Genomic DNA, 24,139 nt, shown 5'->3' with positions numbered 1-24,139 from the left:
TCGTGGTCTGGTGGGCGACATTCCTCATTCCTCACTCTTAAATCCCAATTCGAATGTTGTTATTCTCCCTCCATGGGCAAGGCGGAGTGGGGAGTCGATCCGGAGTTCTTCGGACCGAGGCACGCGCATCGGGAACGGCGAATCACTCGACAGCTACGACGGCTGGTGCCAGCGCCGGGCATCCATCTCGAGTGCGCTGCCGGTGTCGGGTCACTTTCATTTGCCCTGGCTCGATCGGGACACACCGTCATTTCGGCGGACCTCTCGTTACGATCGATGCGCGTCCTCGCAACGCGCGCCGCCGATGCCGGTGTCGCGGCACGTGTCCTGCCGGTGGTCGCCGATGTCACGAACTTGCCGTTCGCGGACGGTACCTTCATCAGCGCAACCACCGCCGAGACTCTGGAACACATCCCCGACCAGGAGGTCGCGGTCGCCGAGTTCGGGCGGGTGCTCGGACCGGCCGGCTGGCTCGTCGGCACGGTTCCGGCGGGACCGGATCAATGGTCGGATTGGGACGATTGGGCGGGGCACCTGCGAAGGTATTCGAGGTCGGATCTGGAGAGACTTTTCGACGCCGTCGGCATGGAAGCGATGGTCGTAGCATGGGGTTGGCCGCTGCTGAGACTTTATGATGATTGGTTTCTCAAGCGGGTCAACCGCCGACGGCTCCACCACCAGGGAACGGTTGAAGGCGACCGAGGGCTGAGCACAATCTCGGCCCTTGGCAGAACCCGGTGGCTGGTCGCCACAATCCGGACCGCATTCGATTTCGACCGACTCTTCGACGGTGTCCCCTGGGGAGTCGGGCTCCTCTTCGCGGCGCGAAGACGCTGATTGGTTTCCCAATTCTCGGTCCGGTCGTTCGTGTCAACCACACGCCCGGTTCAGAGTCTCTCTTTGCCCGTCCAGTAGATACTTGGATCCCTCTCGGAGGGTCAGCGCGGAGACCTCGCGGATATGCTCCAACAAGAAGCTGAACGCCAGTTCCGGACGTTTCTTGCTCACGTCCCGAAGCACCCAGCCGATCGCCTTGCGAATGAAGAACTCTTTCTCGCCAACCATGGTCGATGCAAATGAGGCGAAGAGTTCGAAGTCACCGCCACCGGCTCGAAGGGCTGGCAACTGGGCGAGCATCGAGGCTCGCCGGACCCAGAAATCTTCATCCCTGGACCAGCGTTCGAGCACGATCGCAGTCATGCGGGGATCGCGCTCGACGAGCGGCGCCGCCACCTTGGTGCAGAGCCAGTCGACCAACGCCCAGGTGTGCGAACGACGCAAAAGATCTTCGATGAGATCGAGATCCCCCGGGACGAGATCAATCGTCCGGCGTTCGAGAAGCGCCACCGCTACCCCCTTGAGTTCGAACACAGGTCGCTTCCAGAGCACTTGTACGAGGTCGAGTAACGATGCGCGGTCGAACCCGGGATGATCTGCCAGAAATGTGTGCGCAACTGCCCGGAGCGGTTTGGCCGCCACTCCGATGAACTCGAGATCGCTCTTCAGATAGGCCTTTGCGCCAACGGCACGATCAGTGTCGCCGAAAGCTCGAAGAGCGGATTCCAACTCCTCTGCCTGGCTGGTCGCGCTCATGGAGACTCCTGACGGCCAGCCCTCAGATCACGCCGAGTCGTTTGCCCACGGTCTCGAACGCAGCCACCGCTCGGTCGAGATGGTCGCGCTCGTGCGCGGCCGAGATCTGGACCCTGATTCGAGCCTGGCCCTGCGGCACAACCGGGTAGGAAAAGCCGATAACGTATATCCCTTCCTCCAGCATCGCGTCTGCGACATCGGTTGCGAGCTTGGCGTCGTACAGCATCACCGGCACAATCGCCGTCTCGCCGTCGAGCAGGTCGAACCCGACCTTCGACAGCTTGTCGCGGAAATAGCGCGTGTTGTCCATCAGCTTCTCACGCAGTGCGGTGGTCTCGGAGAGCATTCGGAAGACCTCGATTCCGGCAGCCGCCAGGGCCGGCGTGAGCGTGTTGGAGAAGAGGTAGGGCCTCGAACGCTGGCGCAACATGTCGATGATCTCTTGGCGACCCGTCGTGTAACCGCCGGAAGCACCGCCGAGGGCCTTGCCGAGGGTGGACGTTATGACATCGACCCGACCCTGCACACCGCAATGCTCCGGAGTCCCGCGCCCGGTCTTGCCGATGTAGCCGGTGGCGTGTGAGTCGTCCACCATCACCATCGCATCGAAGCGATCCGCGAGATCACATATCCGATCGAGCTTGACCAGGTAGCCGTCCATCGAGAACACGCCGTCCGTCGCGATCAGGCGACGACGGTGGCCTTGGGTTTGCGCGAGGATCTTCTTCAGTTCCTCCATGTCCGAGTTCGCGAACCGGAATCGCTCCGCCTTGCAGAGCCGCACTCCATCGATGATTGAAGCGTGGTTGAGTTGGTCGGAGATGATCGCGTCGTCGGGTCCGAGGATCGTCTCGAAGAGCCCCGCGTTGGCGTCGAAGCACGAGGAGTAGAGAATCGTGTCGTCGGTTCCGTTGAAGCTGCTGATCGTGTTTTCGAGCTCCTTGTGGAGGTCCTGAGTGCCGCAGATGAACCGCACTGAAGCCATACCGAAGCCACGCTCGTCGAGCGCCTGCTTCGCGCGAGCGATGATATCCGGGTTGTCTGCAAGGCCCAGGTAGTTATTGGCGCAGAAGTTGATGACTTCACCCTGGGGCACACTGATGGCCGCGCTCTGGGGAGACGAGATCACTCGTTCTTCTTTGTAGGTACCTGCCTCACGAATGCTGTCCAGTTCGTTTTTGAAACCCTCACGAAAGCTGTCGAACATCGGCGACCCCCTCCCCCTTCGGTTGTTGCGATGATCCCTCTCCAACCCCCACGAGCGAAGGCGCCGAGCAGCCCTACCTCGCGCCCGAATCAGTCGGTCTGAAAGCTCGCCACGGCTTCGTCCTCTTCATCGAAGACCTCGAGCAACGGCAGGAGTTGTGTCAGCCGCAGGGTCCTCTGAATCTGCGGCGCCGGACGCAAGAGCTTGACTGAAGCGCCAAACCGCCGCCCGAGCTTCCAGCCGGATACGACCTCGCCGATACCCGAACTGTCAATGATCGATACCTTGCGCAGGTTGAGGACAATCTTTTTCCAATCCTCGGCAATCAGCTCGTTCATGACGTCGCGCAGGAGCTCATCACCGACTCCCATTACGAGCCGTCCCTCGAGATCCACAATGATGACATCACCCACATGCCGAACATCGACTTTCATGGCCGGCATCTTACCACCCACGCGGCGGAAGCTCGATGCTGGATGCTGGATGCTGGATGCATCGAATCAATGAATCGTCTCGCTGACTCGTCGAGGGGTGGGTGGGCGGATCGAGTATCTAGGATCCAGCATCGGGTGGGCGGACGGGCGAGGCCTCAGCGCGTATCGACCGGATTGAGGCCGGGCTCTTCGGCGCGAAAGACCTGGTTGCGCCCACTCTGCTTCGCGCGATACAGCGCCCTGTCAGCCACCTGCATCAACTCGACCTGCTCCGATGCATCATCCGGAAAGACCGCCACGCCTCCCGAAATCGTCACTTTTCCGAGCGGCTGCGTGGATTCGCCTTCGAACGCGTACTCCTCGATCCGCTTTCGGACCATCGACGCGGCCGTCATCGCCTGCGCTCCCGTTCGGTCGGGCATCACCAGGAGGAACTCCTCGCCACCGAAACGGCCGAAGATGTCGTCTGCGCGTACTGTGTCCTTCACCAACTGCGCCAACTTCGCGAGCAGCCTGTCGCCTGCCAGGTGGCCGTTGGTGTCGTTGAATACCTTGAAATTGTCGAGGTCGAAAATGAACACAGCAACTTTGCTGCCGCTGTTGCGTGCTTCATGGAGGGCGAAACCCAGCCGGCGGAGCAGGGCGCCCTTGTTGAATATCCTGGTCAGCTTGTCAACCTCTGCTTCGACTTCTTTGTCGCGATAGGCCTGCACGTTCTTCCAGGTCAACGCGCCAACGCGGGCGATCATCTCCAGCACATCTCGTTCGTTGTCGTGATGCCGCTCCGGACGCGACACCGCCAGCACCCCCAGCGTCTCGCCCCCCGCGACCATCGGTGCGACGATGTCGTACTTGGGCTCGACCGTAACCGTTGATCTCTGATACGCAGCCACCTGGTCTTCTTCGAAATCCTTCCTGATCATGACGTGGCCGCGTTCGGCAGCGATTCCCGCCTGACCCTCGCCGAAATCGAACTCCATTCCCGGCTTGAGGGCGCCGCGAATCGCATGCAAGGCGGCAATCGAGAGACGGTCCTTCACCGAGGGATCGGATTTCTGCGTGCCTCGCTTCACCAACACCGCGGCGACCTCCGGTCGAAAGATCTGAACCATCGCGCTCAGAAGGGCGTTGGGAATCATCCTCACCTGCCGCTCGGCATGAAGCTCTCCGACAAGGCGCGAAAACATGCGGAAAAAATCGACCAGGAATTGGTGGTCCTGCTCGAGTCGCCGGTACTTTCGGCTCGCCTCCTCGGCGACTTCCCTAATTTTCCCCTCGGACGCCTGGCGCGCACTCTTCTCGCGACGCAAAGCACGGAGGACCGCAATCAGAAGAATGACGAGTGCCAGTCCGAGTGCCATCGCAGCGAGCACGATCGGCGACCATTGGGTAAGATCAGTCAAACACGTACCTCCAAAACGGATTCCGAGAGCCCTGCTGGACTCTCCGAGCCCGAAACGGTCGAAACGGTTACCCATTCAATTGTACATCTATTCCAAACATGAAATCCCACCGCAAATCGCGGCCCGTGCCGTCGGTCATGTCCGGCTGGCGCCCACACCTCGCACTTCTCGAAATGCGGCTCATCAGAGGCATCGTCGAGACCTCCCGGATTTGAATCTCTGGCCGAGACACTCAAGGGTGAGTGGTTCGTTTCCCCGGCACGATCCCGTCGGTCCGCTTTGGCGGAATACGCAGCAGAAGGGTTTGGCTCTCGCCAGGTGGCGGCAACGGATTGTCAATCACCCCTGTCACCGCATTATCAGCCACCAGCCAGAGTGATCCGTCCGGTCCCACTTCGATGCCTTCAACGTTGTTCGACCAACCTCGTGAGGCGAGAGATCTCAACAACCCGGTCAGGTCACTCACCACCTCGATGCCGCCCGTCACAACGTCCACCGTCACCACTTCGTAGCGTTCCCCCGGATACTGCGTCTTGAGTGCGATCAGATGACCGTTCCACCACGCGAGACCGGTCAGACGCCAGGCGCAATCCTCGAGCCCGATTTCGATCGGTTCTCGTTCTGATCGCAGCGAGTTCCCGTAGCGTTTGAGATTCCAGATCCGGGATACGCAACCGGTCGATTCCGTCCCGTCACGTTCGAGCAAGAGGTAAATGGTTCCGTCCTTCCGATCGACCTCTATCCCTTCGAAGCCAATCTTCCCTCCGAGGGCATCAACACCCTCGAGGTTGAGCGTGAGAGCCCGCAAGGGCGATTCCACTCCTCTTTCGAAGATCTTTCGGAGATCTCCGATCTGTATTTCGTAGACCGCCGCATGCGCTTCGTCACAGAGAACCATCGCATTTGCAGTGATTGCGGAACCCTCGAGCTCCGCATGAGGTGGCACCCCGACTCGAACGGTCCTGGCTCGGGCCTCCCCGGTAATGTCTATTATCAGCAAACGTCCGTACTTTTCTGACGGAACGATCAACAGTCCCTGAGAAGCGGCAAGTCCGGATGCCTCGAGTGCGAAGTGCTGTTCGAACGAAGGATGGTCGGCACTCCACTCGATGACCTCCGCCCGTTCGATGTCCCAAGCCGATGCCGGTTCGGGTGCAGCTGTCGATCGGCAGCCCATCTGAAGCGACATGGCCAACACAACCAACAGTAAACCGATAATCAGGCGTCTCATCATCCTCGCTCCGGGAAAAGCCCGACAAGGCCCTCGATCGAGGCATCGCACACACCGCATTCTGTGATCAGTCCGGTCACGAGTCGAGCCGGCGTCACGTCGAAGGCCCAGTTCCCGGCCCGACATCCTGACGGCGCGATCTCGACCTTCGTGACCTCGCCGTTTTCGGTGCGGCCTGCGATGACAGTTACCTCCTCCGGGGCTCGTTCTTCGATGGGAATCTCCGCGAGCCCATCGCGGAGAGTCCAGTCGATGGTCGTGGACGGCAAAGCGACATAGAAGGCCACACCGTTGTCGTGGGCGGCGAGTGCCTTGAGATAGGTCCCGATCTTGTTGGCGACATCGCCCGCAGCGGTGGTTCGGTCGGTGCCCACGATGCACAGGTCCACCATGCCGTGTTGCATCAGGTGGCCACCCGCATTGTCGACGATCAGGGTATGGGGAACCCCATGCTCTGCCAGCTCGTACGAGGTGAGGGCAGCGCCCTGATTCCTGGGCCGGGTTTCGTCGACCCAGACGTGAACTGCTATTCCCGCATCATGCGCCATGTAGATTGGCGCCAGTGCTGTCCCCCAGTCGACGGTGGCGAGCCAGCCGGCGTTGCAGTGCGTCAGAATATTGACCGTCGCTCCTTCTTTCCGGTGAGCGACCTCGCGCAATCTGGCCAGGCCGTGCGCACCGATCCGGCGGCAGATCTCGACGTCTTCGTCACAGATCAGTGCAGCGCAGGCCCAAGCCTCGTCGGCCCGGTCCTGTGGAGACAAGGGCCCAACCGCTCTTTTTACTTTTTCCAGGGCCCAGCGCAGATTGACCGCGGTCGGCCGAGTCTCGGCCAGCGCATGAGCGGCGCTTTCGAGTGCGCCGTCCGAACTGTCGCTGCGGAGAGCCAGGGCCAAGCCATAGGCCGCCGTCGCCCCGATCAGGGGTGCGCCCCGAACCCTCATCGAGCTGACGGCCTCCGCAGCATCCTCGACGGTCCTCAAGCTCCGTAACTCGAAGGTATGGGGGAGGAGGGTCTGGTCGATGATCTCGACCGCCGATCCGTCATCGGACGGCCAGATCGTCCGGTACCACTGATCGCCGATTCGCATGAAAAGGACTATATACGAAGCCTTGCGGTTCGACGGCTCTACGGCTCTAAGACGAATCAATCGATCTTGGCGATCGCATGGTCAAGGCGAGGTGTCGAATAGCCGTGGGCGGGTGGGTGGTGGAAGCCGTATGACCGATGCATCATCCGGTGCGCGTATACTGCACAGACGCGCAACTAAGAAAATGGCGCGCGCTCACGGAAGGAGGGTTCATGAATCAAAAAACAACGGTCCTGATTCTGATCGTGCTCGTCGGCGTCGTCGGCTCGTGCACGAAACAGGAAGGAATCAAACCTGCCGAGGAGGCCTGGTCCGAGTTCAACGAAGCTTGGAGCGGTTTGGAAACGGCAGCGGACAAGGCACGGCTCGCCGAGGAATACCTGGCGGAGTTTCCGAACACCGAGCACAGTGGCCTGTTGGCTCGCCGTGTCGTCTATTACCGCGGGCACGAGATGGGAGATCCTGAAGGGGCCTTCGACGCCGTTTATGCCACCGTCGACCAGATCGAAGACCCGGAACAGCGTTTCGTAGCCAGCATGAGTCTGTTCGACCTGGCCGATTCGGTGGAGGTCCCACTCGACGTCGCTGAGGTCGCGAGTGCTCTTGAAGCCGTGCGACCGCTCGGCTACGACGAGCATCAGTGGATATACGAAATCGCGACCGATCTCGAAGAGTGGGAGCAGGCACGCCAGCACGCGCATGCAGCATTTCAACTGGCGACACCGGAGAGCTTTCGCGCCGAATATCCGGACCGTGAATTCACCGACGAAAAGGTGGCGTCGATGGTCCGACTCCGCAAGGGGCAGAGCCTCGCCTATGAAGCCTGGGCACTCTACAACCAGGGCAACACCCAGCCCGCCTTCAACCGTTTTGCAGAAGCCGACGCGATCGGAAGTGTGACCTACCTCGGCGTACCCAACAACCCGCTCTACACGTTTTGGGGCCGGGCGGCCCTGGCCGAGGGGAACATCGACAAGGCCGTCGAACTCCTCGGCGCTCAGACTCTCTTTGGACAAGACAGCTCGAGCTCCGAGTCCTACCTTCGCGAGGCCTACGCTGCCATGAACGGCAACGACGAGGGTTTCGACGAGTTCCTGTGGGCAACCCGCAATGAGCTCGCCAAAAAGGTCGACGACTTCACGCTCCTCGATTACGAAGGCAATCCGGTCAGCCTGGCAGACATCAGCACCGACAAGGTCACGCTGCTCGCCTTCTGGTTCCCCACGTGAGGCGGATGCCGCGTGGAGTTGCCACGCCTGCAGCCGTTGTATGAGCAATACAAGGACCAGGGATTCGAGGTCATCGCCGTCGAGACCAAACGACAAACCGAGCGTGCGACCACGTTCATCGAGAAGAACGGGCTCACATACACGATGCTCGAGAACGGCGAGGGAGACACGGAGGTGGCCAACAACACGTTCAACGTGATCTACCACCCCTCGTCCTTCCTGATCGACCGCAACGGCAAGATCATGTATTACCACCTCGGGTTCGAGGCTGGTGATGAAAAGCACATCGAAGAGGAAATCAAGAGCCTGCTGTAACAGATTTCGAATTTCGGATTTCGAATTTTCCCCCACCCCTTCCCGGGCGGGGGTTTTTTCATCTGCGAATCTGGGGTCGTGGGTCGGGCAGCCACCGGATCAGTATCCTGAGCTCGCGGCCGTCCGGTGACAGCTGAGCAAGCGTCGTTCATACTCGTCTCATGATTCACATCAACGACGACCTCTCGATCGACGAGGATGAGCTCCGATTCGAGTTCGCGCGCAGCTCGGGCCCCGGGGGACAGAACGTCAACAAGGTCGAGACCAAGGTGCGCCTTCTCTTCAGCCTTCCAGAATCACGATCTCTGAGCCCCGAGCAGCGGATGCGAATCGAGGAGGGTTTGGCGACCAGGATCAACAAGGACGGCGTCCTTCAGGTTTCATCTCAGCGTCACCGCACCCGCGAAGCGAACCGCAAAGCAGCCGTGGATCGATTCAAGGAATTACTCGGCGAAGCGCTCGCCGAAGAAGATCCACGGGTGCCAACAAAAGTCCCGAGGGCGATCAAGAAGCGTCGTCTGGAGTCGAAACGGCGGCGCTCACGAAAAAAAGCGATGCGGGCGCGGCCCAAGCTCGACGACTGAGTTCGGCAGAAAAACTCGATTACTCGAGGCCGAGGTCGGCGAATGTCGACGATTGGCCGCGAAAGCCGATGGAAACGCGCTCGTGATCCGCCACGACCGGAAGACGATGCTCCCAGACGAGGTCGCGAAGGCGGGTCATTTGGCCGGGCTCTTGGCTCACGTTGATCTCCCGGTACACGACCCCCCGCCGATCAAAATCGGCGCATAGCGCCCGGCAGTGCGGGCACCCGTCGGCGGTGAAGACGAGAATCGTGTCGAGCGCCACTTCGCTAGCCACCTCTCGAACTCGGAATTCGGAATTCAGAACTCCCTGCCACCCCCCCGACACGTTACTGGGTGGGTGGAAAATTCGAAATTCGAAATTCGAAATTTCATCGGTCTGTCTCGGGCAGATCGTCGACGAATTCCGACAGATCAGCGGCACCCGGCTCCATCTCACGGAGAACGCGGGGGTCGTCCCGCCAACGCGAATGGACCTTGACCCGGAGGCCGAGGTAGATATCTGCACCGAGCACGCGTTCGAGCTCTTCTCGGGCCGCCTGGCCGATGGCCCGGATCATTCGGCCGCCCTTTCCGATGACTATGCCCTTCTGGCTCTTGCGTTCGACGTAGACCACCGCTTCGATATGCAGAACACGGCCGCTCTCGTCGAAGAGATCGACGATCACGCCAGTCGTGTACGGCAGCTCGTTACGCGTCCGTTCGAGGAGCTTCTCTCGTATCACCTCAGCGACGAAAAACCGTTCCGTCTGGGTGGACGTGAGGTCAGTCGGATAGATCGGCTTCCCTTCCGGCAACGCATCGAAGAGCTCGTCGAGCAGCTCATCGAGCCCATCCCCCTGGAGGGCGGAGATGGGAATTATGGTCGAATCCCCTCGCCTCTCGCCGTAGCGCTCGATCAGCGGCAGCAGGTCCGTCTTCGAGGGAAGGAGGTCGATCTTCGTCAGCACTCCTATTACCGGCGGGCGAATCGAGTCGAGCAGCTCGAACAGATAGGCCTCACCACCGCCCCAGGAGACCGTGGAATCCACCAGGTGCACGACAACATCCACCTCTTCCAGGGCTGAACGGACCTCCTGCATCATCCGTGAATTCATCTTGTGCAGAGGCTTGTGAACCCCGGGTAGGTCGAAGAACACCGCCTGGCCGCGTTCTTCGGAAAGGATGCCGATGATTCGATTGCGAGTGGTCTGCGGCTTGTCCGAGACGATCGCCACCTTGTCACCGATCAACGCGTTGAGCAGCGTGCTCTTGCCGGCGTTCGGGCGCCCGACAAGTGCCACGGTTCCAGCGCGGGATATCTCGGGGCGATCACCGGCCGACGTTGCGAACGATCCGGTGCCGGTTCCCGATTCAGTCATCGTCAGTCTTTTTCCGCCACGGCACCTTCGGCTGGATCGGCTCGCCTCGCCGTTACACTCACAATCCGGCGTTCGTCCATTTCCTCGACAACGAACAGCAGACCGTTATCCTCGTCCACGACGCGTGTGCCCGGCTCGGGCACGGTGCCGTGCATCGAGAAAACGAGGCCACCGACGGTGTCAATGTCTTCGTCGCCTACTTCGACGCCGAGCAGTTCCTGAAGCACCTCGAGCGAGGCGCGACCCTGTAAACGATAGACACCGGGCTGCAGCTCCTGCCAATCCGGCGGCGATTTCGAATCGTGCTCGTCCTCGATTTCGCCGACGATTTCCTCGAGAATATCCTCCAACGTCACGAGCCCGGACGTGCCACCGTATTCATCGACGACGATCGCCATCTGCTGGTATTCGCGCTGAAAATCGCGCAACAGCTCCCCGAGCGGCTTGGTCTCCGGCACTACGAGGCATTCTCGCCAGAGCTCCTTCACCGAGGGTTCGGTCTCTTCGAATTGTTGCTCGACCAGATTCTTGACGTGGATCACGCCGACGATTCGATCGATCGTTTCTTGATACACGGGGATCCTGCTCTTGTGGCTCTCGGCAAACACCCGCAGCAACTCGTCGAACCCGACCTCGTCGGAGACCGTCACCATTTCGGTTCGGGGGGTCATGACCTCTCGGACCACCGTGTCGAAGAAGTCGACGAGCGACTCGACGATCTCTCCCTCTTCACTCTCGAAAATGCCCGCTTTCTCCCCGGCCTCGAGATAGGCCTGTATCTCCGCCTCGCTGGCCTCCTCCTCTTCGTCTTCAACCGGAGGCGTCGCTGCAGACGGATCGCGGCTGGCGAGCACGGCTATCAGCGGGGTTGCGAACGGACCCACCAGACGCAGCAGAACGGCAATCCTGTCCTCCGACAGTGGTCGCAGGAGGAAATGTGCCACCCCGATCGACAACAACGGCAAGCACACTACCAATGCCACTTTCCAGCCATCACTGAGAACAAACACCCGCGCCACAACTAACCACACAACACCGACGAGGACAATTTGGAGCCAACGTCCGACATCCACGACATGTGAGAGAGTGACGCGGTCCCTGCCCCCGAAGAGGCCAGGGTTTTCCTCCAAAATTCCCTGAAAGCGGACGTTTCCGAGCCCGGTGAGCGACCTCAGAAGCAATTCAGAGGTTGCAACCAGGATGGTCAGGACCGCGAGGACGAGCGTGATCGTCACAGGATGGCCCAGCCAAGAGGCCAAACCAGCGCTCATGGCAGAAGTTCCCGTCTCAGATTCAATTCGATTTCGTTCATTTCTCCATGGTCTCGTACATGATCATAGCCCAACAAGTGCAGGGTTCCGTGCAGGGCGAGTTCGCAGAGCTCGCGAACTTCGTCATGTCCGAGCTCACTCGCCTGCCGCCGCGCGCTGTCGAGGGAGATCATGATTTCGCCTAGAAAATGCCTCCCCGATGGGAGTTCATCGCCGTCGGGAAAGGAGAGAACATCGGTCGGACGGTCTATCCCCCGATACCGCATATTCAGTTCTTGTATTGTCCGGTCGTCGGTGAGAACCAGGTGCACCTCAGCCCCTCGAACCCCGAGTCGACCCACGCATCCGGCGATCACAGCCCGCAGCTGCTCAGCCGCGGGTTTGGACGGCCTCCGCTCCCACCTGATGTGGACCCGAGCCACCAGCACGTTGCCTCCTGTTGAAGTCGAATCCCGGATAGTCGATCCGGTGGTGGTACATGTTCGTGAGCACCCAGAGGAAGGCCGAAGCGATTTTGTCGAGCTCCGAGAACGTGAGGTCGCAGTCGTCAAGCTGATCATCCTCGAGTGCGTTGCCGAAGATCTTGTCGATCATCGCCTGGATTTTTGCCGGAGTCGGGCTTTCCAGGGTCCGTGCAGCCGCTTCGACCGCATCTGCGAGAAGCAGTATTCCCAGCTCTTTGGTGTGCGGCTTGGGCCCCGGATAGCGGTAGTCACTCTCTCGGACCTCGGTCTTGTCGTCGGCCCGGCGTTCCTGGGCGCGGTTGTAAAAGTACCGAATCAGCTTGGTGCCGTGGTGGGTTGCGATGCCCTGGCGAACCGGGAGCGGAAGCTTCGCTTCTCGGGCGATTTCCAACCCCTCCTTGACGTGACTCTGAATGACGAGGGCCGACATCGACGGCAACAGAGCGTCGTGCGGATTGCCGTTGCGCTGATTCTCGACGAAGTAATCGGGTTTCACCAGCTTGCCAACGTCGTGATAGTAGGCACACACTCGAAGAAGCAAGGCATTTGCACCTACAGCATCGGCGCCGGCTTCCGCCAGATTGCTCACGGCCAGTGAATGCTGATAAGTACCCGGCGCCTCGAGTGACAAGCGCTTCAAGAGCGGCAGGTTCTGATTCGAGAGCTCGAGGAGACGGGTATTCGTGGTAATCCCGAACGCCCCTTCGAGGACCGGGAGCAGAAAAGACACGATTCCGACCGAGAGCAGCCCCCCTGCAAAGGCGCTCAGCACCGACAGGCTGACGGCTGCGGGTGAGCTCTGCAAACCTCGGTACAGCTCGAGAACCAACACCAGGACGACGTTGGCGAGACCGATGAACGCACCGACACGGCTCAGAGATGCACGATCTCCGGATCTCTGCGCGGCAAAGGCGCCCACAGCTCCAGAGGTCAGGGCGAAGACTGCGGCCGAAAAATCACCGCCGAGCATCACGCCGGCGAGTCCGGCTCCGCAGAGAGCAAAGAGCAGCGCAGGTTGCAGTCCGAAAAGGACGAGAACCGTTACCGGGCCGGCGGCGAAAGGAAGCCCCCAGAGGTAAGCCTCCGCCGTTGACAGTGCCTCACCCTGAGCGTTGAAGGCGACCGAGTTTGCCAGGAACAGACCGAGCCGAATCACGGCCGCGAAAACCAATACCAGGATGAAGATGCTCGACAGGCGACGCCGAACCTCCGGTGGGCTGCCAGACCGCCCCATCACTGGCCACCAACCGATCACCATCAGGGCAATCAGGAGGCCGATCCCCGCGGCCTGGGCGGATGTCGTCGCATCCCGACTCTGGCTTTGCAGGACCAACAGAGTGTCCGCCATTTCTTCGGTTACCGTATCTCCTCGCCTGACGAGAACCTGCCCGCGGCGAAGCTCTCGCGAGCGGGGCAAGACGGCTGCCGCCGCTGCGCGGCCGCGCTGGGCAGTTTCGGCTCTGTTGAACACCAGGTCGGGGGCGATGTTGGCCTCGAGAAACACAGCGATCGGCTTGATCCACCTGCGGGCCACGGCGGGCTGTTCGAGGAGACGCGCGTGCAGCACCTGTCCCAGTCCAGTGCGAACATCAACCGCCGCCGACAGCTCGTCGAGCGTAGAAGCTCGATCGCCTCCCGAGGCGAGATTCCTGATGGCCACACCTTTCGAACCACGTCGTTCCAGGCCCCTTCGATCGTCGACAATATGGTCACGGTACGTCTGGCCGACCACACTGACCAGGGCATTCTCGAGAGATTCAGAACACGAAGACGAATCCAGAATCCGTAACAACTCTTCAGTGGCACGAAGGTCGGTGATCGATCCCAGATTGACGATTTCGTCTCCGCCGTCCTGCCTCGCCCGACACCCCTCGAACAGAATATGAAGCTCGTTTTGCAGCTCGATCTTCAGTCTCGGCTCGAGATCGTAAACGGGAAGTACCGAAGCAGTTGCTTCTTCCCGGGCAGCTCTGGTTGCCGCCTCGTCCGGTAGCGTGATGTCAACCGGGATAACGAGATCGAAACTGGCAACTTCGCCGGGCTGCCAATCCGGCGGGCCACTGCCAACTCGCGGATTCACCAGCCACGTGCAACCGATGATGGCGATGACAGCCCAGAGAACCGGAAGGTTGAGCACACGATCCCACCAACTCGCACCCTCCTCAAGGCCACGCTTGATGCGCGTGTTCGACCTCCTGCCCTCAGCCTGATTGTTGCCGTTGTTTTTCATGAGCGCTCACCGTTTGTTTCTCGCGTCTTCTTTTCCCACCGCGAGTAACGATCGACGACATCCTGCACCAGGGGATGGCGCACGACGTCTCGATGTGTGAAACGGATAAACGCAAAACCCTCGACACCATCGAAGATCTCGAGAGCTTCGACAAGACCCGACGAACGGGCACCTGGCAGATCGATTTGTGTGATGTCGCCCGTTATGACCGTCTTGGAGTGGAATCCCATGCGCGTGAGGAACATCTTCATCTGCTCGTGGGTGGTGTTCTGAGCCTCGTCAAGAATGATGAACGCGTCGTTGAGGGTTCTCCCTCGCATGAACGCTAGCGGGGCTATCTCGATGACCTGGCGATCGAGGAGTTTGGAGACCTTTTCATAACCGAGGATGTCGTAGAGTGCGTCGTAGACCGGGCGCAGGTAGGGATTGATCTTCTCGACGAGGTCACCTGGCAGGAAGCCGAGCCGCTCCCCGGCCTCCACAGCAGGTCGGACCAATACGATGCGCCGCACCTGCTTGTCCATCAGCGCGGCCGCAGCCAAGGCCACCGCGAGGTAGGTCTTACCGGTCCCCGCGGGGCCGGTGACAAAGACGTAATCATGGGAGGCCACCGAGCGGATGAAGAGCCGTTGGTTGAGGTTCCTCGGAGTCACGTAACGCCGGAGAGAAGTCGCGATCGACGCGTCGAGGAAGAAATCCACCAGGTCAACGCCCGCGTCTTCTTCGAGCACACGCACGCCGGTCCGATATTCCTCCTTCGTGACCGCTCCACCGGAGGCCAGCATGCGGTCGAAGGATTCAAGAATCCTGCTGGCGATCATCTCTGATTCTTTACTCCCGGTCACCTGGACCTCGGGCCCCCGGGCAGCAACCGTAACCCCGAGGCGTTCTTCGAGGTATCGCAGGTTCTCATCACGGGTGCCGAAAAGCTGTTCGAGATGGCCCTCGCTGAGGGTCACGTGTTGCATCTAAGCGTTACTCCTCACCGCCATCCCTTCAGAAGGCGGCACGGCTCGCAAGGTCGAAATCTGGTATCTCCGAGGATCCGAGTGTTCCACTGATTCGCGTCTGCCGACGACACAACCGGCAATCGGCCGAACTCTTCCCCTCCACAAGTTCGCGATTGTATCAGGGAGGGTCCGTCAAGCCGTCAGAACGCCACTCGGTCTCCGGAATACCGGCCCGAGCATTGATCACGCGAGCCAGCGTAAACAAGGCGTCAGACAGCCGGTTGAGATATGCCAGAACACCCTGCGGCACCGCGCTTCCAGTTCCGTCCAGGGCGACAACCCGCCTCTCAGCGCGTCGACACACAACGCGGGCGAGATGCGCGATCGAGGAGGCCCTGCTGCCCCCGGGGAGAATAAAGGATCTCAGCGGATCGAGCTCCCGATCCATGAGGTCGATCCACTCCTCGATCGGCGCCGCATCCCATGACCGTGAATCGTGGTCCATATGGTCCTCGGGATCGGCCAACGTGGCACCGATTTCGAAGAGGACCTCCTGGACCGCCATCAGCCGCTTATCGAGATCTTCGGGCAGCAACTCGCTCCGGAGCAGACCAACTAGCGAGCACAGCTCGTCGACCGCACCGTACGCCTCCACGCGGGGATTTTCCTTGCGGACGCGCTCGCCCGAAAGAAGAGAGGTTTCTCCCGCGTCTCCTTTTCTCGTGTAGACCTTCATCCGGGCATTGTACCGACTTCTCGTTCGACGGGCCACTTCCATCGGCCGACAGAACTGACATCGCCGACCGACAGCACGCATCCTCGCGGCAGAATCTGACGATCAGTGGTCGGCAGGTATCCCCGCGTCCCGAAATTCGAAGTCGAATTGGATCGGCACACTCGGGACCGTGCCGGTCAGAGTCTCCGATCGACCGTGGCGAATGATCTCGACGGTGAGCTCCTCGTCCGGTTCGTAGGAGCGCAAGATGCGCATCGCGTGTTCAGGGCTACGCACTTGGCGACCACCGATCCCCAAGATGACATCACCGCTCTCGAGGGCAAGTGTATCCCCGTCATCCGGGCCCCGCACCACCAGGACTCCGCTGTCCACCCCGAAATACTCGCCAAGCCCGGGGTTGAGGGCAACCAGCTCCATGTCGAGCCACGTCCGTGGAAGGAACCATTTGCCGTCGCCCGGGTGGGCGAAGGCCAGCTGGCCACGGTAGAGTCCCGCCAGATCCTCGTGGTCGGGCAGCTTGCCGAGCATTGGACCGAAGTCAATTTCGCGCGCCACCAGGTCGGCCTGGTGCGTGGAGCCATCTCGGATGTATTCGAGGACCACGGCATCGCCATTCTCGAGGTCACGGGCAAGCTCCACCAGGCGCTGCGATGCCTTCATCGACGCCACTGGCAGCTCAAGACCTTGTTCAAACAGCGGCTCTCCGTTGAAGCTGATCACAACATCGCCTGCCATCAAACCGGCTTCTTCTGCCGGGCTCCCAGGAGTCACCGCCATGATCGCGGCTCCCGCCGCCTCTTCGCGGGCCTGATGCCAGCTCCCGCCGAGGATAATGCCGAGCCGCATGTTCGAGCTCATGCCCGCGATCCTGGGGGCAGTGAACGATCTGTCGCCGGTTGCGTATTGCGAACGGATCTCGGCTACCGCCTCGCGCAGCTCCCTGTGCGGGTTTCTGGAATCGGTCCGGTCTTCCTGAACGCCGTCGGAAACTGCCACAGCCGGTAGCGCTCCCGCAACAAGAATCAAAAACACCCCGATCAGAATATTCTTCATCGTTGACTCCCTTCATTGACTGCATGGACGATCCCGCCAATGGGGATCTGCCCGCTGCGGGCGGCGACCAGTGCGTCCAGAAGCTCGACGCGATCGCTCCACAGCACGACGGTGCGTTCATCCTGTTCAAAGGAGCTCTGGGCCAGGATCAGGTCGACGACTGCGATCCGATCCTCGAGCTCCACGATCATCGCGGCCCTCTGGGTGCTCAGGACCGGTGACTGAAGCGAGGAATCCCTCAACAGAAGCTCGAGCTCCCGAGATGCACTCGACAGCTGCTCGATGGCCTCACGGGTTCCGGCAGATTCAGCTCTTTCGGGGAATCCGTTCTCTCCCCCGAAATGCCCGACCATCGCCGCCACAGCAACTGCCAGCAGGACCGCCGCGGCGACACCCACCTGGAGGCCAACCGGCCTCCGCCTCTTGCCAATCGCCCTCTTTCGGATCTCCGTCCACGAGTCCTCTGGCGGTGGGACCTGAGCCAGTTCCTTGAGCGCGCTCGAAACAGCTCGAAGCTCCTCCAGCCGATTGCGGCACTCGTCACACTCCTCGAGGTGACGCGCCGTCTCTTCGGCGTCCTCACCGTCGCGCAATACCAGCAGTTCTTCCGTTGTCGGATGCATATGAAGTACCTCCAGCCAACCCGAGCCACGATCTCAATTTCTCGTGCGCGCGGGAAAGCTGCGATTTCGAAAAACTCTCTGAACGGCCAAAGAAGCCGGCGATCTCGGCATGAGTGAAACCCTCGACGTCATGGAGCCAGACAACCGCCCTCGCCACATCCGGCAGACGTGCCAGTGCCCTTTCGAGATCGATTCTCTTCCAGCCGACCGTCCCATCGCAGGCAGGCCCCTTCGCGAGGTGGTCGACATCGCCTTTGGAAAACCCGGCCGCTGTTTCGCGGCGCCGGCGACGCATGGATGTCAATGCCTTGGAGACTGCGATGCGGCGCACCCAGGCTCCAAGGGCCCCCTCACCTCGAAAAGTGCCAATGCTGCGTGAAACCTCGAGGAAGGTCTCCTGAAGAACTTCTTCAGCTTCATCACGAGATCTGCAGATCCGTGTCGCAATGGTGTGAACAGGCAACGAAAAGACCCGGTACAAACCCTCGAGAGCGTCGATGTCCCCGCGCCTCGCCCTTGCCAGCGTCACGTCATCGACCTCTGCAAAGAACCCTTTCCCTGTGCTCATCATCCTTACAAGATGCATCGGGATCACAAAAGGTCGCAACCCCATATGTTAATCTCGAAGGTGGATATCGAGGCCCCGAGGAGGGTTGGTGGAGCTCAACGAACTTCTCATGTTCATGACGAAGAAGGGGGCATCAGACCTCCATATCAAGCCCATGCGGCCACCGCTCCTGCGAATCCAGGGACGGTTGATTCCGATCAAGGCGAACCCCTTGCAGCCGGACGAAGTGGAGCAAATGCTGGGCGACATCATGAAACCCGGCCAACGCGCCCGATTCGAGAAGGAACAGGCCGTGGACATGGGCTACGGGGTGCCCGGTATCGCCCGTTTCAGGTGCAACATCTACATGCAGAGGGGCACGATGGCGGGCGTCTTTCGGCGGGTGCCGTTTGACATTCAAAGCGTCGAAGAATTGAACCTTCCGGATGTCATCGGGACTTTCACCCGGTATCCCGGGGGATTGGTTCTGATCACGGGTCCTACCGGATCCGGAAAATCGACGACTTTGGCATCGATGATCGATATGATCTCGAAGGCACGTCCATGCCACGTCGTCACGATTGAGGACCCGATCGAGTTTCTCTTCCAGGACGACAAGGCAACCCTCTCGCAACGCGAGGTCGGCACCGACACTCCAAACTTCCACGAAGCACTCAGGAACTGTATGCGTCAGGATCCCGACGTCATCATGGTCGGTGAAATGCGTGACCTCGAGACGATGTCGACGGCAATCACAGCTGCCGAAACTGGGCACCTTGTCTTTTCGACCCTGCATACGAACAACGCCGCCCAGACTGTCGATCGCATCATCGACTCCTACCCGGTCGATCAGCAGAATCAGGTACGGAGCCAGCTCGCACTCGTCCTCAGAGCGATAGTATCGATGCAGCTCCTGGAGGATGCCGAAGGCAAGGAACGCCTCCCGGCACTTGAAATCCTGGTCAACTCGCCCAAGATCTCAAAGCACATCGATAATGGCGAAATCAAGGAAATCCTCGAGGAGATGGAGAACTCGGTCAACTTCTATCACATGCAGAGCATGAATCAGTCGTTGATCTCTCTCCTCGCGCACAACAAGATCACCTATGAGCAAGCGATCGATGCGTCGGCCGAGCCGGATGAGCTCTCGCTCAAGCTGCGCGAGATGTTCCCGTCCATCGAAGAGCGCTTCAGGGAGGGTGAAATGGCACCGTCGCCCGCAGATTTTTCTCAGATCACCGAGCTGCTGGAGACCAAGCGTCTCTATGAAGAAATGGAAGAACGCCACCGGGCAAAGATCGAGGAAAAGGACGAGCAGATCGAGGCCCTCGAGGCGGATCTCACTGCCCTCAGGCAACAGATCGAAGAAACATCCGGCAGCACCGACGAGCTGCGTCGCGAAGCCGAGATAGCCCGCTCAGAGGTCCAGCGAGCCAGGGAAGAGTCCCAACAGAAGATCAATGCACTGAACGAGCGGATCAGGGAGCTCAACCAGCAGATTCAGGGCAATGGCGGAAAGAGCTCGTCAGGCTTCTTCAAGCGGTAGCACCGGCTCAACCCGCCCGGATTGTCGGCTCGACGGCATTCCATCGATTCATTTTTGGCAATGTCGCTAGTGGGATTTGGGATAGCCGAAGAAGAATCCCTGTTGGAGTTCGACTCCCAGGATCTTCAGAGTCTCCACCTCGTCTTCGGTCTCGACGCCTTCGGCAATGATGACCGACTGGCTGTCACGCGCGAATCCGATGATCGCAGACACCAGATTGCGTTTGATCGGTTCCTCAGGCAGGTCACGCACCAACATCTTGTCGAGCTTGATGAAGTCCGGTTGCAGTTCGGCAAGGACGTGGAGGGCACTGTACCCGGTTCCCATGTCGTCGATGGCGATTCGAAATCCATGCTTTCGGAGCTCGGAAACTCTTTCTCTCAGTCTGCTCGCACTCTCGGCGTAGGTTCGTTCGGTGATTTCGAGGACGCACTCGCTCGGAGAGCGGCCGGATTCCTTGATCCGACCGATCAAACCCAATCCCTCGGACTCGATGTACTCGAGACCGAGCATCGAAAGGTTCAGGAAGAGGATGGCACCTCCGGGAAGCGCCTTCGCGTTTTCGAGCGCCTGATCCAGGCACAGTAACTCCACCTCCCCGAGCATCCCGGCCCTTTCGGTGAAACCGAAGAGATTGTCAGCGGTTTCCAAGTAGCTCCCCTCGGGTCCACGGCTGAGCGCCTCGAATCCGACGATCTCCCGACTCGGCGCCTTGACGATCGGTTGAAACAGCGTGCGGACTTCTCCCTCGCGCAGAATTCGACGAACCTCGTCCAGCCGCGCCTGATCCAGCGCCTCTCCGCGGCGATGAAAATCCTGGCGTGCTTCGAGAATGCCGTTGTAGATCGTCCTTTCGACCCGAAGAGCCGGCCGCATCTTGATCACACCTTGGCCCACCCGCACAGCGATGTTTTCGCTTTCCCCGGTTTCGTGTGTAATGGTGATTCCGTCGACGAACGAATCGTGGAGTCTTCCCGCTTCGAAGTGATCGGCGAGAACGACCAGGAAAATGTCACCCCGAACGTGCTCCTGGCACAACAGGCTTCCCGAACCCGCAGTTTCTTCGAGCAGACCACCGAGATGGACCGCGACGCTGGAAAGAACAGCGTCGTACCGCTCCCACCCAACAATGCGCTCGAGGTTCTGCTCATGCTCGATGCGAACCAGGAGCACCTGCAATGTTCCACGTTCGTCGAGCATTCTCCGAATCCGGTCGATAACCACGGGCAGGGTGGGTAGCTTCGTGACAGGGTCGAAAAGACTCGCCCGGTATTGCAGAATCCTCGTCTTCAGTTCGACGGGATCTGAGGAGGCATATTCTTCGGAAGACATTCGTGTCAGGCGCTCGTCTCGCCTTGCGAGGCCTCATCGAGAAGCTGGCGCACCTGTCGCACAAGCTCGCGCGGAGAAAATGGCTTGCAGATGTATGCGTTCGCTCCCAACTGCAACGTGCCGAGCTGATCCTGATGGCCGCTCCTGGCACTGACCACGAGCACCGGGACCCCTGCTCCGTTGGCGTCGAGCCGCAGCAGCTTGAGCAGCTCCATTCCATCGAGATCGGGCATCATGAGATCGAGCAACACGAGATCGGGGGGGTCGGCCAGGAGCCGCGCGAGAGCTGAGCGCCCATCAGTATCGGTCTCGACCTCAAGACCGTCGGATTTGAGAATCGTCGCAAGGAGATCCACCATATCCGGCTCATCATCGACAACGAAAACCCGAGCCATCAAACCTCCCCAATCGTAGAAGGACTCAAGCCAGCACCTTCGAGTCTAACAGACTGATCGTCCTCCGCTGCAGAGTCCTCCTCGACCTCCTTGAATGGCAGCCAGACGAAGAACGTAGATCCAATCCCCTCTTCGCTCTCCGCCCAGACCGCTCCACGGTGAGCCTCGACGATGCTGCGCACGAGTGACAGGCCGAGGCCCATCCCACCAAACCGCCGGCGTGAGCTCGGATCGACCTGATAGAAGCGATCAAATATCCGGACCAACTCGGTAGTCGGAATGCCAACACCGCTGTCCTGAATTCGAATCAGGGCCCCTTCGCGACCTTCATGCCGAGAAGCCTCCGCGATGATGACGATCGAGCCACCCTCCGGGGTGAATTTGGCGGCATTGTCCAGCAGGTTGAGGAATACCCGTTCGATCTGCTCCGGATTGGCCTCCAAGGTCGTGAGGTCCGGCTGCACTTGCAGGACGAATTTGACCCCTCTGCCTTCGATGCGCGGACGAATGGTGTCGATGACTCCGTCCAAGATCGGCCGGAGATCGATTTCCTCGCGCGCAGCATCGAGGGCGGTAAACCGATCGATATGAGCAAGTTGAACGAGCTCTTCAACTCTCAGCGAGAGTCGCTGGACGTTTTTCCTGCACACCATGACCGCTTCTGTCGCTTGCTCCGATACGGTCCCCAGCCCACCGTCCGATATCAATTCGAGGTAGCCGCGCAACGCTGTCAATGGCGTCTTGAGCTCGTGCGACACGTTTGCCACCAGGTCGGCTTTGGTCTGGTCAAGGGTTTCGAGCTCCCGGTTGGCCTCGCGAAGCTGGCGAATTGTAGCGACCAACTCATCCGCCATCAGGTTGAACGCGTTGGCAAGCTCCTCGATCTCATCACGGGAGTTGATCGAGACTCGTTCCTCGAGCCGACCTTCCTGAATTCTCGTCACACCTGCCCGCAGACGATCGAGATCGAGAGTGATGCCGCCGGCCAGCATCACCGACACCCGATGCGCCAGCACCAGACCGATCGCCAGAATCAAAGCGGACAACCACAGCGAAGAGCGGAGCTGCCGATCGACATTGGCGTAGGTGAAGGTCCCAACCAGGGAGTAAACGTGCTCTCCCCATTGCTTCACGACTGGAGCCACCACCTGGTATGCATCGCTCCCATCCGGTTCGGTGACTTGTCTCGCAGTCGGTTCGAGTCCAGAAATGGCTCGAAGGAGCTCTCGATCGTTGATCACCGGAGCCTCGACGCCGTCACCGAATAGAACAACGCTGTCACCCTCGGCGCGGAGCACGACCTGGCCTCGAACATCAACAATCTCGAGGCGTTCGATATCGTCGTTCATCATTCGAAGCTGTGCAACTTGTTGATCGAGCAAGCCCTTGCCCGATGAGCCGAGAAATTGCACGAGGTGTGTCAGAGGCTCACTGATCAGCGACGCGTACGTGCGCGCAGAACGCTCCATGTTCCGGCGTACGAACTGGTGACGGAATACGACGAGCACCAGCGCACTGATTACGAGACTCACCACCACCGTGAATGTGATGTGACGCGCGATTCTCGTCTGCAACAAGATGCGCCGCCGAGTCACAAGTCCGCAGCCCTCCCATCCATCTGCCCTCCGATAATATCGCGCGCCGCTTACTCCAGGTTCTGGACCTGCTCCCGAATTCGTTCGGCAGAGGACTTGGCATCCACCAGGCGATCCACGACTCCGAACTCACGACATTTCGATCCCAGTGTGTTGAGCTCTCGGTGAATCTCCTGGCACAGGAAGTCCAGAGAACGCCCGACGACCCCTCCGGATTCGAGGCGCTCTCTGAAATTCTCCATGTGAGAGCGAAGACGAACCACCTCCTCAGCGACATCTGCCCGGTCGGCGAGTATCGCAGCCTCCTGCAGTACACGCTCTGAATCGACGTTTATCTCCGGACCGAGGAGGCCATCGATCCGTTCCTGGGTTCGTTCGAAAATCCGCTTTCTGAGATCCGACATCTGCGGCTCGAACCAATCGACAAAAGAGGCAAGCTCACTCAACTCTGACTCGATCTGTTGTACGAGACGAGCAGCCTCGTCGCGCCGCATTGCCACAACCTCCGCAGCCGCTTCGTTGACCGCGGATCGAAGAGCATCCAGCTCCCCCTGGTCGAGGATCGTGTCCGGCGACGCAACAGTAATCAATCCGGGAACTGACAGAATGTCCCCGATTCTCACCGACCCGCCGATTTCTCGACCCGAAGAGACTCGGGCAAGCTGGTCGAGCACCGCCTGCACGGCCTCGGTATTGACCACAACATCGACATCAGCAGAGGTTTTCCGCTCGAGATTGATCTGCGCCGTGACTCGACCGCGGCGAAAATGCTCCGAAACGCCCGCACGAGCAACTGCATCGATCTCAGGCGTTTCTTCGCGGGTGTTGGTCCGCACCTGAATGTCGAGATATCGGTGATTGACTGAACGCACCACTACGGATGCCGCAAATCGATCCGACAGCTCTGCCCGCGCTCGGCCAAACCCAGTCATACTCATGAGGGTCATAT

At 60.0% G+C, this 24,139-nt stretch carries 24 protein-coding genes and 1 pseudogene; 5 read left to right on the top strand and 20 right to left on the bottom strand.

Annotation, left to right across the window (positions count from 1 at the left end):
• The first annotated feature begins 72 nt into the window (after positions 1–72).
• A complete protein-coding gene (locus LJE93_00330; protein ID MCG6947351.1) occupies positions 73–837 on the top strand; it encodes a class I SAM-dependent methyltransferase in 765 nt (254 codons plus the stop codon).
• Between the two features lie 33 nt (positions 838–870).
• Here the strand turns inward: LJE93_00330 and LJE93_00325 are convergent, their stop codons facing one another.
• The 6 genes from LJE93_00325 to mtnA all read right to left on the bottom strand — a co-directional run bounded on the left by LJE93_00325 (position 871) and on the right by mtnA (position 6,959).
• A complete protein-coding gene (locus LJE93_00325; protein ID MCG6947350.1) occupies positions 871–1,593 on the bottom strand; it encodes a DNA alkylation repair protein in 723 nt (240 codons plus the stop codon).
• Positions 1,594–1,615: 22 nt separating this feature from the next.
• Entirely contained in the window at positions 1,616–2,800 is a 1,185-nt protein-coding gene (locus LJE93_00320; GenBank protein ID MCG6947349.1) for a glycine C-acetyltransferase, read from the bottom strand.
• 89 nt (positions 2,801–2,889) lie between these two features.
• Complete coding sequence (locus LJE93_00315; protein MCG6947348.1) at positions 2,890–3,234, bottom strand: STAS domain-containing protein; 345 nt, start codon at positions 3,232–3,234, stop codon at positions 2,890–2,892.
• A gap of 155 nt (positions 3,235–3,389) precedes the next feature.
• On the bottom strand, positions 3,390–4,637 hold the full coding sequence (locus LJE93_00310) for a sensor domain-containing diguanylate cyclase (protein MCG6947347.1): 1,248 nt from the start codon (positions 4,635–4,637) through the stop codon (positions 3,390–3,392).
• A 232-nt stretch (positions 4,638–4,869) separates the two neighbouring features.
• The gene (locus tag LJE93_00305; GenBank protein ID MCG6947346.1) at positions 4,870–5,871 is read right to left on the bottom strand and encodes an esterase-like activity of phytase family protein; all 1,002 of its coding nucleotides are present in this window, start codon (positions 5,869–5,871) and stop codon (positions 4,870–4,872) included.
• Positions 5,868–6,959: an S-methyl-5-thioribose-1-phosphate isomerase gene (gene mtnA, locus LJE93_00300; protein ID MCG6947345.1), complete on the bottom strand. Its 1,092-nt coding sequence runs from the start codon at positions 6,957–6,959 to the stop codon at positions 5,868–5,870. Before mtnA ends, LJE93_00305 begins: the two co-directional genes overlap by 4 nt.
• 212 nt (positions 6,960–7,171) lie before the next feature.
• Here mtnA and LJE93_00295 point away from each other — a divergent pair, with 212 nt between their 5' ends.
• The 3 genes from LJE93_00295 to arfB all read left to right on the top strand — a co-directional run bounded on the left by LJE93_00295 (position 7,172) and on the right by arfB (position 9,087).
• Positions 7,172–8,188, top strand: a complete 1,017-nt coding sequence (locus tag LJE93_00295; GenBank protein ID MCG6947344.1) for a hypothetical protein — start codon at positions 7,172–7,174, stop codon at positions 8,186–8,188.
• A gap of 12 nt (positions 8,189–8,200) precedes the next feature.
• The gene (locus LJE93_00290) at positions 8,201–8,503 is read left to right on the top strand and encodes a TlpA family protein disulfide reductase (protein MCG6947343.1); all 303 of its coding nucleotides are present in this window, start codon (positions 8,201–8,203) and stop codon (positions 8,501–8,503) included.
• 161 nt (positions 8,504–8,664) lie between these two features.
• Positions 8,665–9,087, top strand: a complete 423-nt coding sequence (gene arfB, locus LJE93_00285) for an aminoacyl-tRNA hydrolase (GenBank protein ID MCG6947342.1) — start codon at positions 8,665–8,667, stop codon at positions 9,085–9,087.
• A gap of 19 nt (positions 9,088–9,106) precedes the next feature.
• Here arfB and LJE93_00280 read toward each other — a convergent pair whose 3' ends face one another.
• The 10 genes and pseudogenes from LJE93_00280 to LJE93_00235 form a co-directional block, all read right to left on the bottom strand.
• Entirely contained in the window at positions 9,107–9,364 is a 258-nt protein-coding gene (locus LJE93_00280) for a glutaredoxin family protein (protein MCG6947341.1), read from the bottom strand.
• 94 nt (positions 9,365–9,458) lie between these two features.
• The gene (era, locus tag LJE93_00275; GenBank protein MCG6947340.1) at positions 9,459–10,448 is read right to left on the bottom strand and encodes a GTPase Era; all 990 of its coding nucleotides are present in this window, start codon (positions 10,446–10,448) and stop codon (positions 9,459–9,461) included.
• A 2-nt stretch (positions 10,449–10,450) separates the two neighbouring features.
• Complete coding sequence (locus LJE93_00270; GenBank protein ID MCG6947339.1) at positions 10,451–11,719, bottom strand: hemolysin family protein; 1,269 nt, start codon at positions 11,717–11,719, stop codon at positions 10,451–10,453.
• Positions 11,716–12,036, bottom strand: a pseudogene (gene ybeY, locus LJE93_00265) (rRNA maturation RNase YbeY). Before ybeY ends, LJE93_00270 begins: the two are co-directional and overlap by 4 nt.
• A 52-nt stretch (positions 12,037–12,088) precedes the next feature.
• Positions 12,089–14,413, bottom strand: a complete 2,325-nt coding sequence (locus LJE93_00260; protein MCG6947338.1) for an HDIG domain-containing protein — start codon at positions 14,411–14,413, stop codon at positions 12,089–12,091.
• A complete protein-coding gene (locus LJE93_00255; protein ID MCG6947337.1) occupies positions 14,410–15,381 on the bottom strand; it encodes a PhoH family protein in 972 nt (323 codons plus the stop codon). The genes LJE93_00260 and LJE93_00255 overlap by 4 nt, the downstream gene beginning before the upstream one ends.
• Positions 15,382–15,541: 160 nt before the next feature.
• Positions 15,542–16,099 (bottom strand): cob(I)yrinic acid a,c-diamide adenosyltransferase, encoded by a 558-nt coding sequence (locus LJE93_00250; GenBank protein ID MCG6947336.1) that lies wholly within the window; start codon positions 16,097–16,099, stop codon positions 15,542–15,544.
• Positions 16,100–16,201: 102 nt separating this feature from the next.
• Entirely contained in the window at positions 16,202–17,152 is a 951-nt protein-coding gene (locus tag LJE93_00245; protein MCG6947335.1) for a PDZ domain-containing protein, read from the bottom strand.
• A complete protein-coding gene (locus tag LJE93_00240; protein MCG6947334.1) occupies positions 17,149–17,775 on the bottom strand; it encodes a hypothetical protein in 627 nt (208 codons plus the stop codon). Before LJE93_00240 ends, LJE93_00245 begins: the two co-directional genes overlap by 4 nt.
• A complete protein-coding gene (locus LJE93_00235) occupies positions 17,732–18,346 on the bottom strand; it encodes an RNA polymerase sigma factor (GenBank protein MCG6947333.1) in 615 nt (204 codons plus the stop codon). The genes LJE93_00240 and LJE93_00235 overlap by 44 nt, the downstream gene beginning before the upstream one ends.
• An 85-nt stretch (positions 18,347–18,431) precedes the next feature.
• Here LJE93_00235 and LJE93_00230 point away from each other — a divergent pair, with 85 nt between their 5' ends.
• A complete protein-coding gene (locus tag LJE93_00230) occupies positions 18,432–19,868 on the top strand; it encodes a PilT/PilU family type 4a pilus ATPase (GenBank protein ID MCG6947332.1) in 1,437 nt (478 codons plus the stop codon).
• A 66-nt stretch (positions 19,869–19,934) separates the two neighbouring features.
• Here LJE93_00230 and LJE93_00225 read toward each other — a convergent pair whose 3' ends face one another.
• From LJE93_00225 to LJE93_00210, 4 genes are all read right to left on the bottom strand, one after another.
• Positions 19,935–21,068 (bottom strand): EAL domain-containing protein, encoded by a 1,134-nt coding sequence (locus LJE93_00225; GenBank protein MCG6947331.1) that lies wholly within the window; start codon positions 21,066–21,068, stop codon positions 19,935–19,937.
• Positions 21,069–21,205: 137 nt separating this feature from the next.
• Positions 21,206–21,595: a response regulator gene (locus LJE93_00220; GenBank protein ID MCG6947330.1), complete on the bottom strand. Its 390-nt coding sequence runs from the start codon at positions 21,593–21,595 to the stop codon at positions 21,206–21,208.
• Positions 21,595–23,190 (bottom strand): HAMP domain-containing histidine kinase, encoded by a 1,596-nt coding sequence (locus tag LJE93_00215; protein ID MCG6947329.1) that lies wholly within the window; start codon positions 23,188–23,190, stop codon positions 21,595–21,597. Before LJE93_00215 ends, LJE93_00220 begins: the two co-directional genes overlap by 1 nt.
• A gap of 50 nt (positions 23,191–23,240) precedes the next feature.
• On the bottom strand, positions 23,241–24,137 hold the full coding sequence (locus LJE93_00210) for a YicC family protein (GenBank protein ID MCG6947328.1): 897 nt from the start codon (positions 24,135–24,137) through the stop codon (positions 23,241–23,243).
• Positions 24,138–24,139: the final 2 nt, after the last annotated feature.

This window comes from Acidobacteriota bacterium (assembly GCA_022340665.1).
GTDB lineage: Bacteria > Acidobacteriota > Thermoanaerobaculia > Thermoanaerobaculales > Sulfomarinibacteraceae > Sulfomarinibacter.
Note: the sequence above shows the minus strand (reverse complement) of the source record. Positions and strands in the feature narration are given on the sequence as shown.

Excerpts from the sequence above, each read along its gene's own strand:
- LJE93_00330 (MCG6947351.1), top strand. The coding sequence starts at position 73 with ATGGGCAAGGCGGAGTGGGGAGTCGATCCGGAGTTCTTCGGACCGAGG.
- LJE93_00325 (MCG6947350.1), bottom strand. The coding sequence starts at position 1,593 with ATGAGCGCGACCAGCCAGGCAGAGGAGTTGGAATCCGCTCTTCGAGCT.
- LJE93_00320 (MCG6947349.1), bottom strand. The coding sequence starts at position 2,800 with ATGTTCGACAGCTTTCGTGAGGGTTTCAAAAACGAACTGGACAGCATT.
- LJE93_00315 (MCG6947348.1), bottom strand. The coding sequence starts at position 3,234 with ATGAAAGTCGATGTTCGGCATGTGGGTGATGTCATCATTGTGGATCTC.
- LJE93_00305 (MCG6947346.1), bottom strand. The coding sequence starts at position 5,871 with ATGATGAGACGCCTGATTATCGGTTTACTGTTGGTTGTGTTGGCCATG.
- mtnA (MCG6947345.1), bottom strand. The coding sequence starts at position 6,959 with ATGCGAATCGGCGATCAGTGGTACCGGACGATCTGGCCGTCCGATGAC.
- LJE93_00295 (MCG6947344.1), top strand. The coding sequence starts at position 7,172 with ATGAATCAAAAAACAACGGTCCTGATTCTGATCGTGCTCGTCGGCGTC.
- arfB (MCG6947342.1), top strand. The coding sequence starts at position 8,665 with ATGATTCACATCAACGACGACCTCTCGATCGACGAGGATGAGCTCCGA.
- era (MCG6947340.1), bottom strand. The coding sequence starts at position 10,448 with ATGACTGAATCGGGAACCGGCACCGGATCGTTCGCAACGTCGGCCGGT.
- LJE93_00270 (MCG6947339.1), bottom strand. The coding sequence starts at position 11,719 with ATGAGCGCTGGTTTGGCCTCTTGGCTGGGCCATCCTGTGACGATCACG.
- LJE93_00260 (MCG6947338.1), bottom strand. The coding sequence starts at position 14,413 with ATGAAAAACAACGGCAACAATCAGGCTGAGGGCAGGAGGTCGAACACG.
- LJE93_00255 (MCG6947337.1), bottom strand. The coding sequence starts at position 15,381 with ATGCAACACGTGACCCTCAGCGAGGGCCATCTCGAACAGCTTTTCGGC.
- LJE93_00250 (MCG6947336.1), bottom strand. The coding sequence starts at position 16,099 with ATGAAGGTCTACACGAGAAAAGGAGACGCGGGAGAAACCTCTCTTCTT.
- LJE93_00245 (MCG6947335.1), bottom strand. The coding sequence starts at position 17,152 with ATGAAGAATATTCTGATCGGGGTGTTTTTGATTCTTGTTGCGGGAGCG.
- LJE93_00240 (MCG6947334.1), bottom strand. The coding sequence starts at position 17,775 with ATGCATCCGACAACGGAAGAACTGCTGGTATTGCGCGACGGTGAGGAC.
- LJE93_00235 (MCG6947333.1), bottom strand. The coding sequence starts at position 18,346 with ATGATGAGCACAGGGAAAGGGTTCTTTGCAGAGGTCGATGACGTGACG.
- LJE93_00225 (MCG6947331.1), bottom strand. The coding sequence starts at position 21,068 with ATGCTCGACGAACGTGGAACATTGCAGGTGCTCCTGGTTCGCATCGAG.
- LJE93_00220 (MCG6947330.1), bottom strand. The coding sequence starts at position 21,595 with ATGGCTCGGGTTTTCGTTGTCGATGATGAGCCGGATATGGTGGATCTC.
- LJE93_00210 (MCG6947328.1), bottom strand. The coding sequence starts at position 24,137 with ATGACCCTCATGAGTATGACTGGGTTTGGCCGAGCGCGGGCAGAGCTG.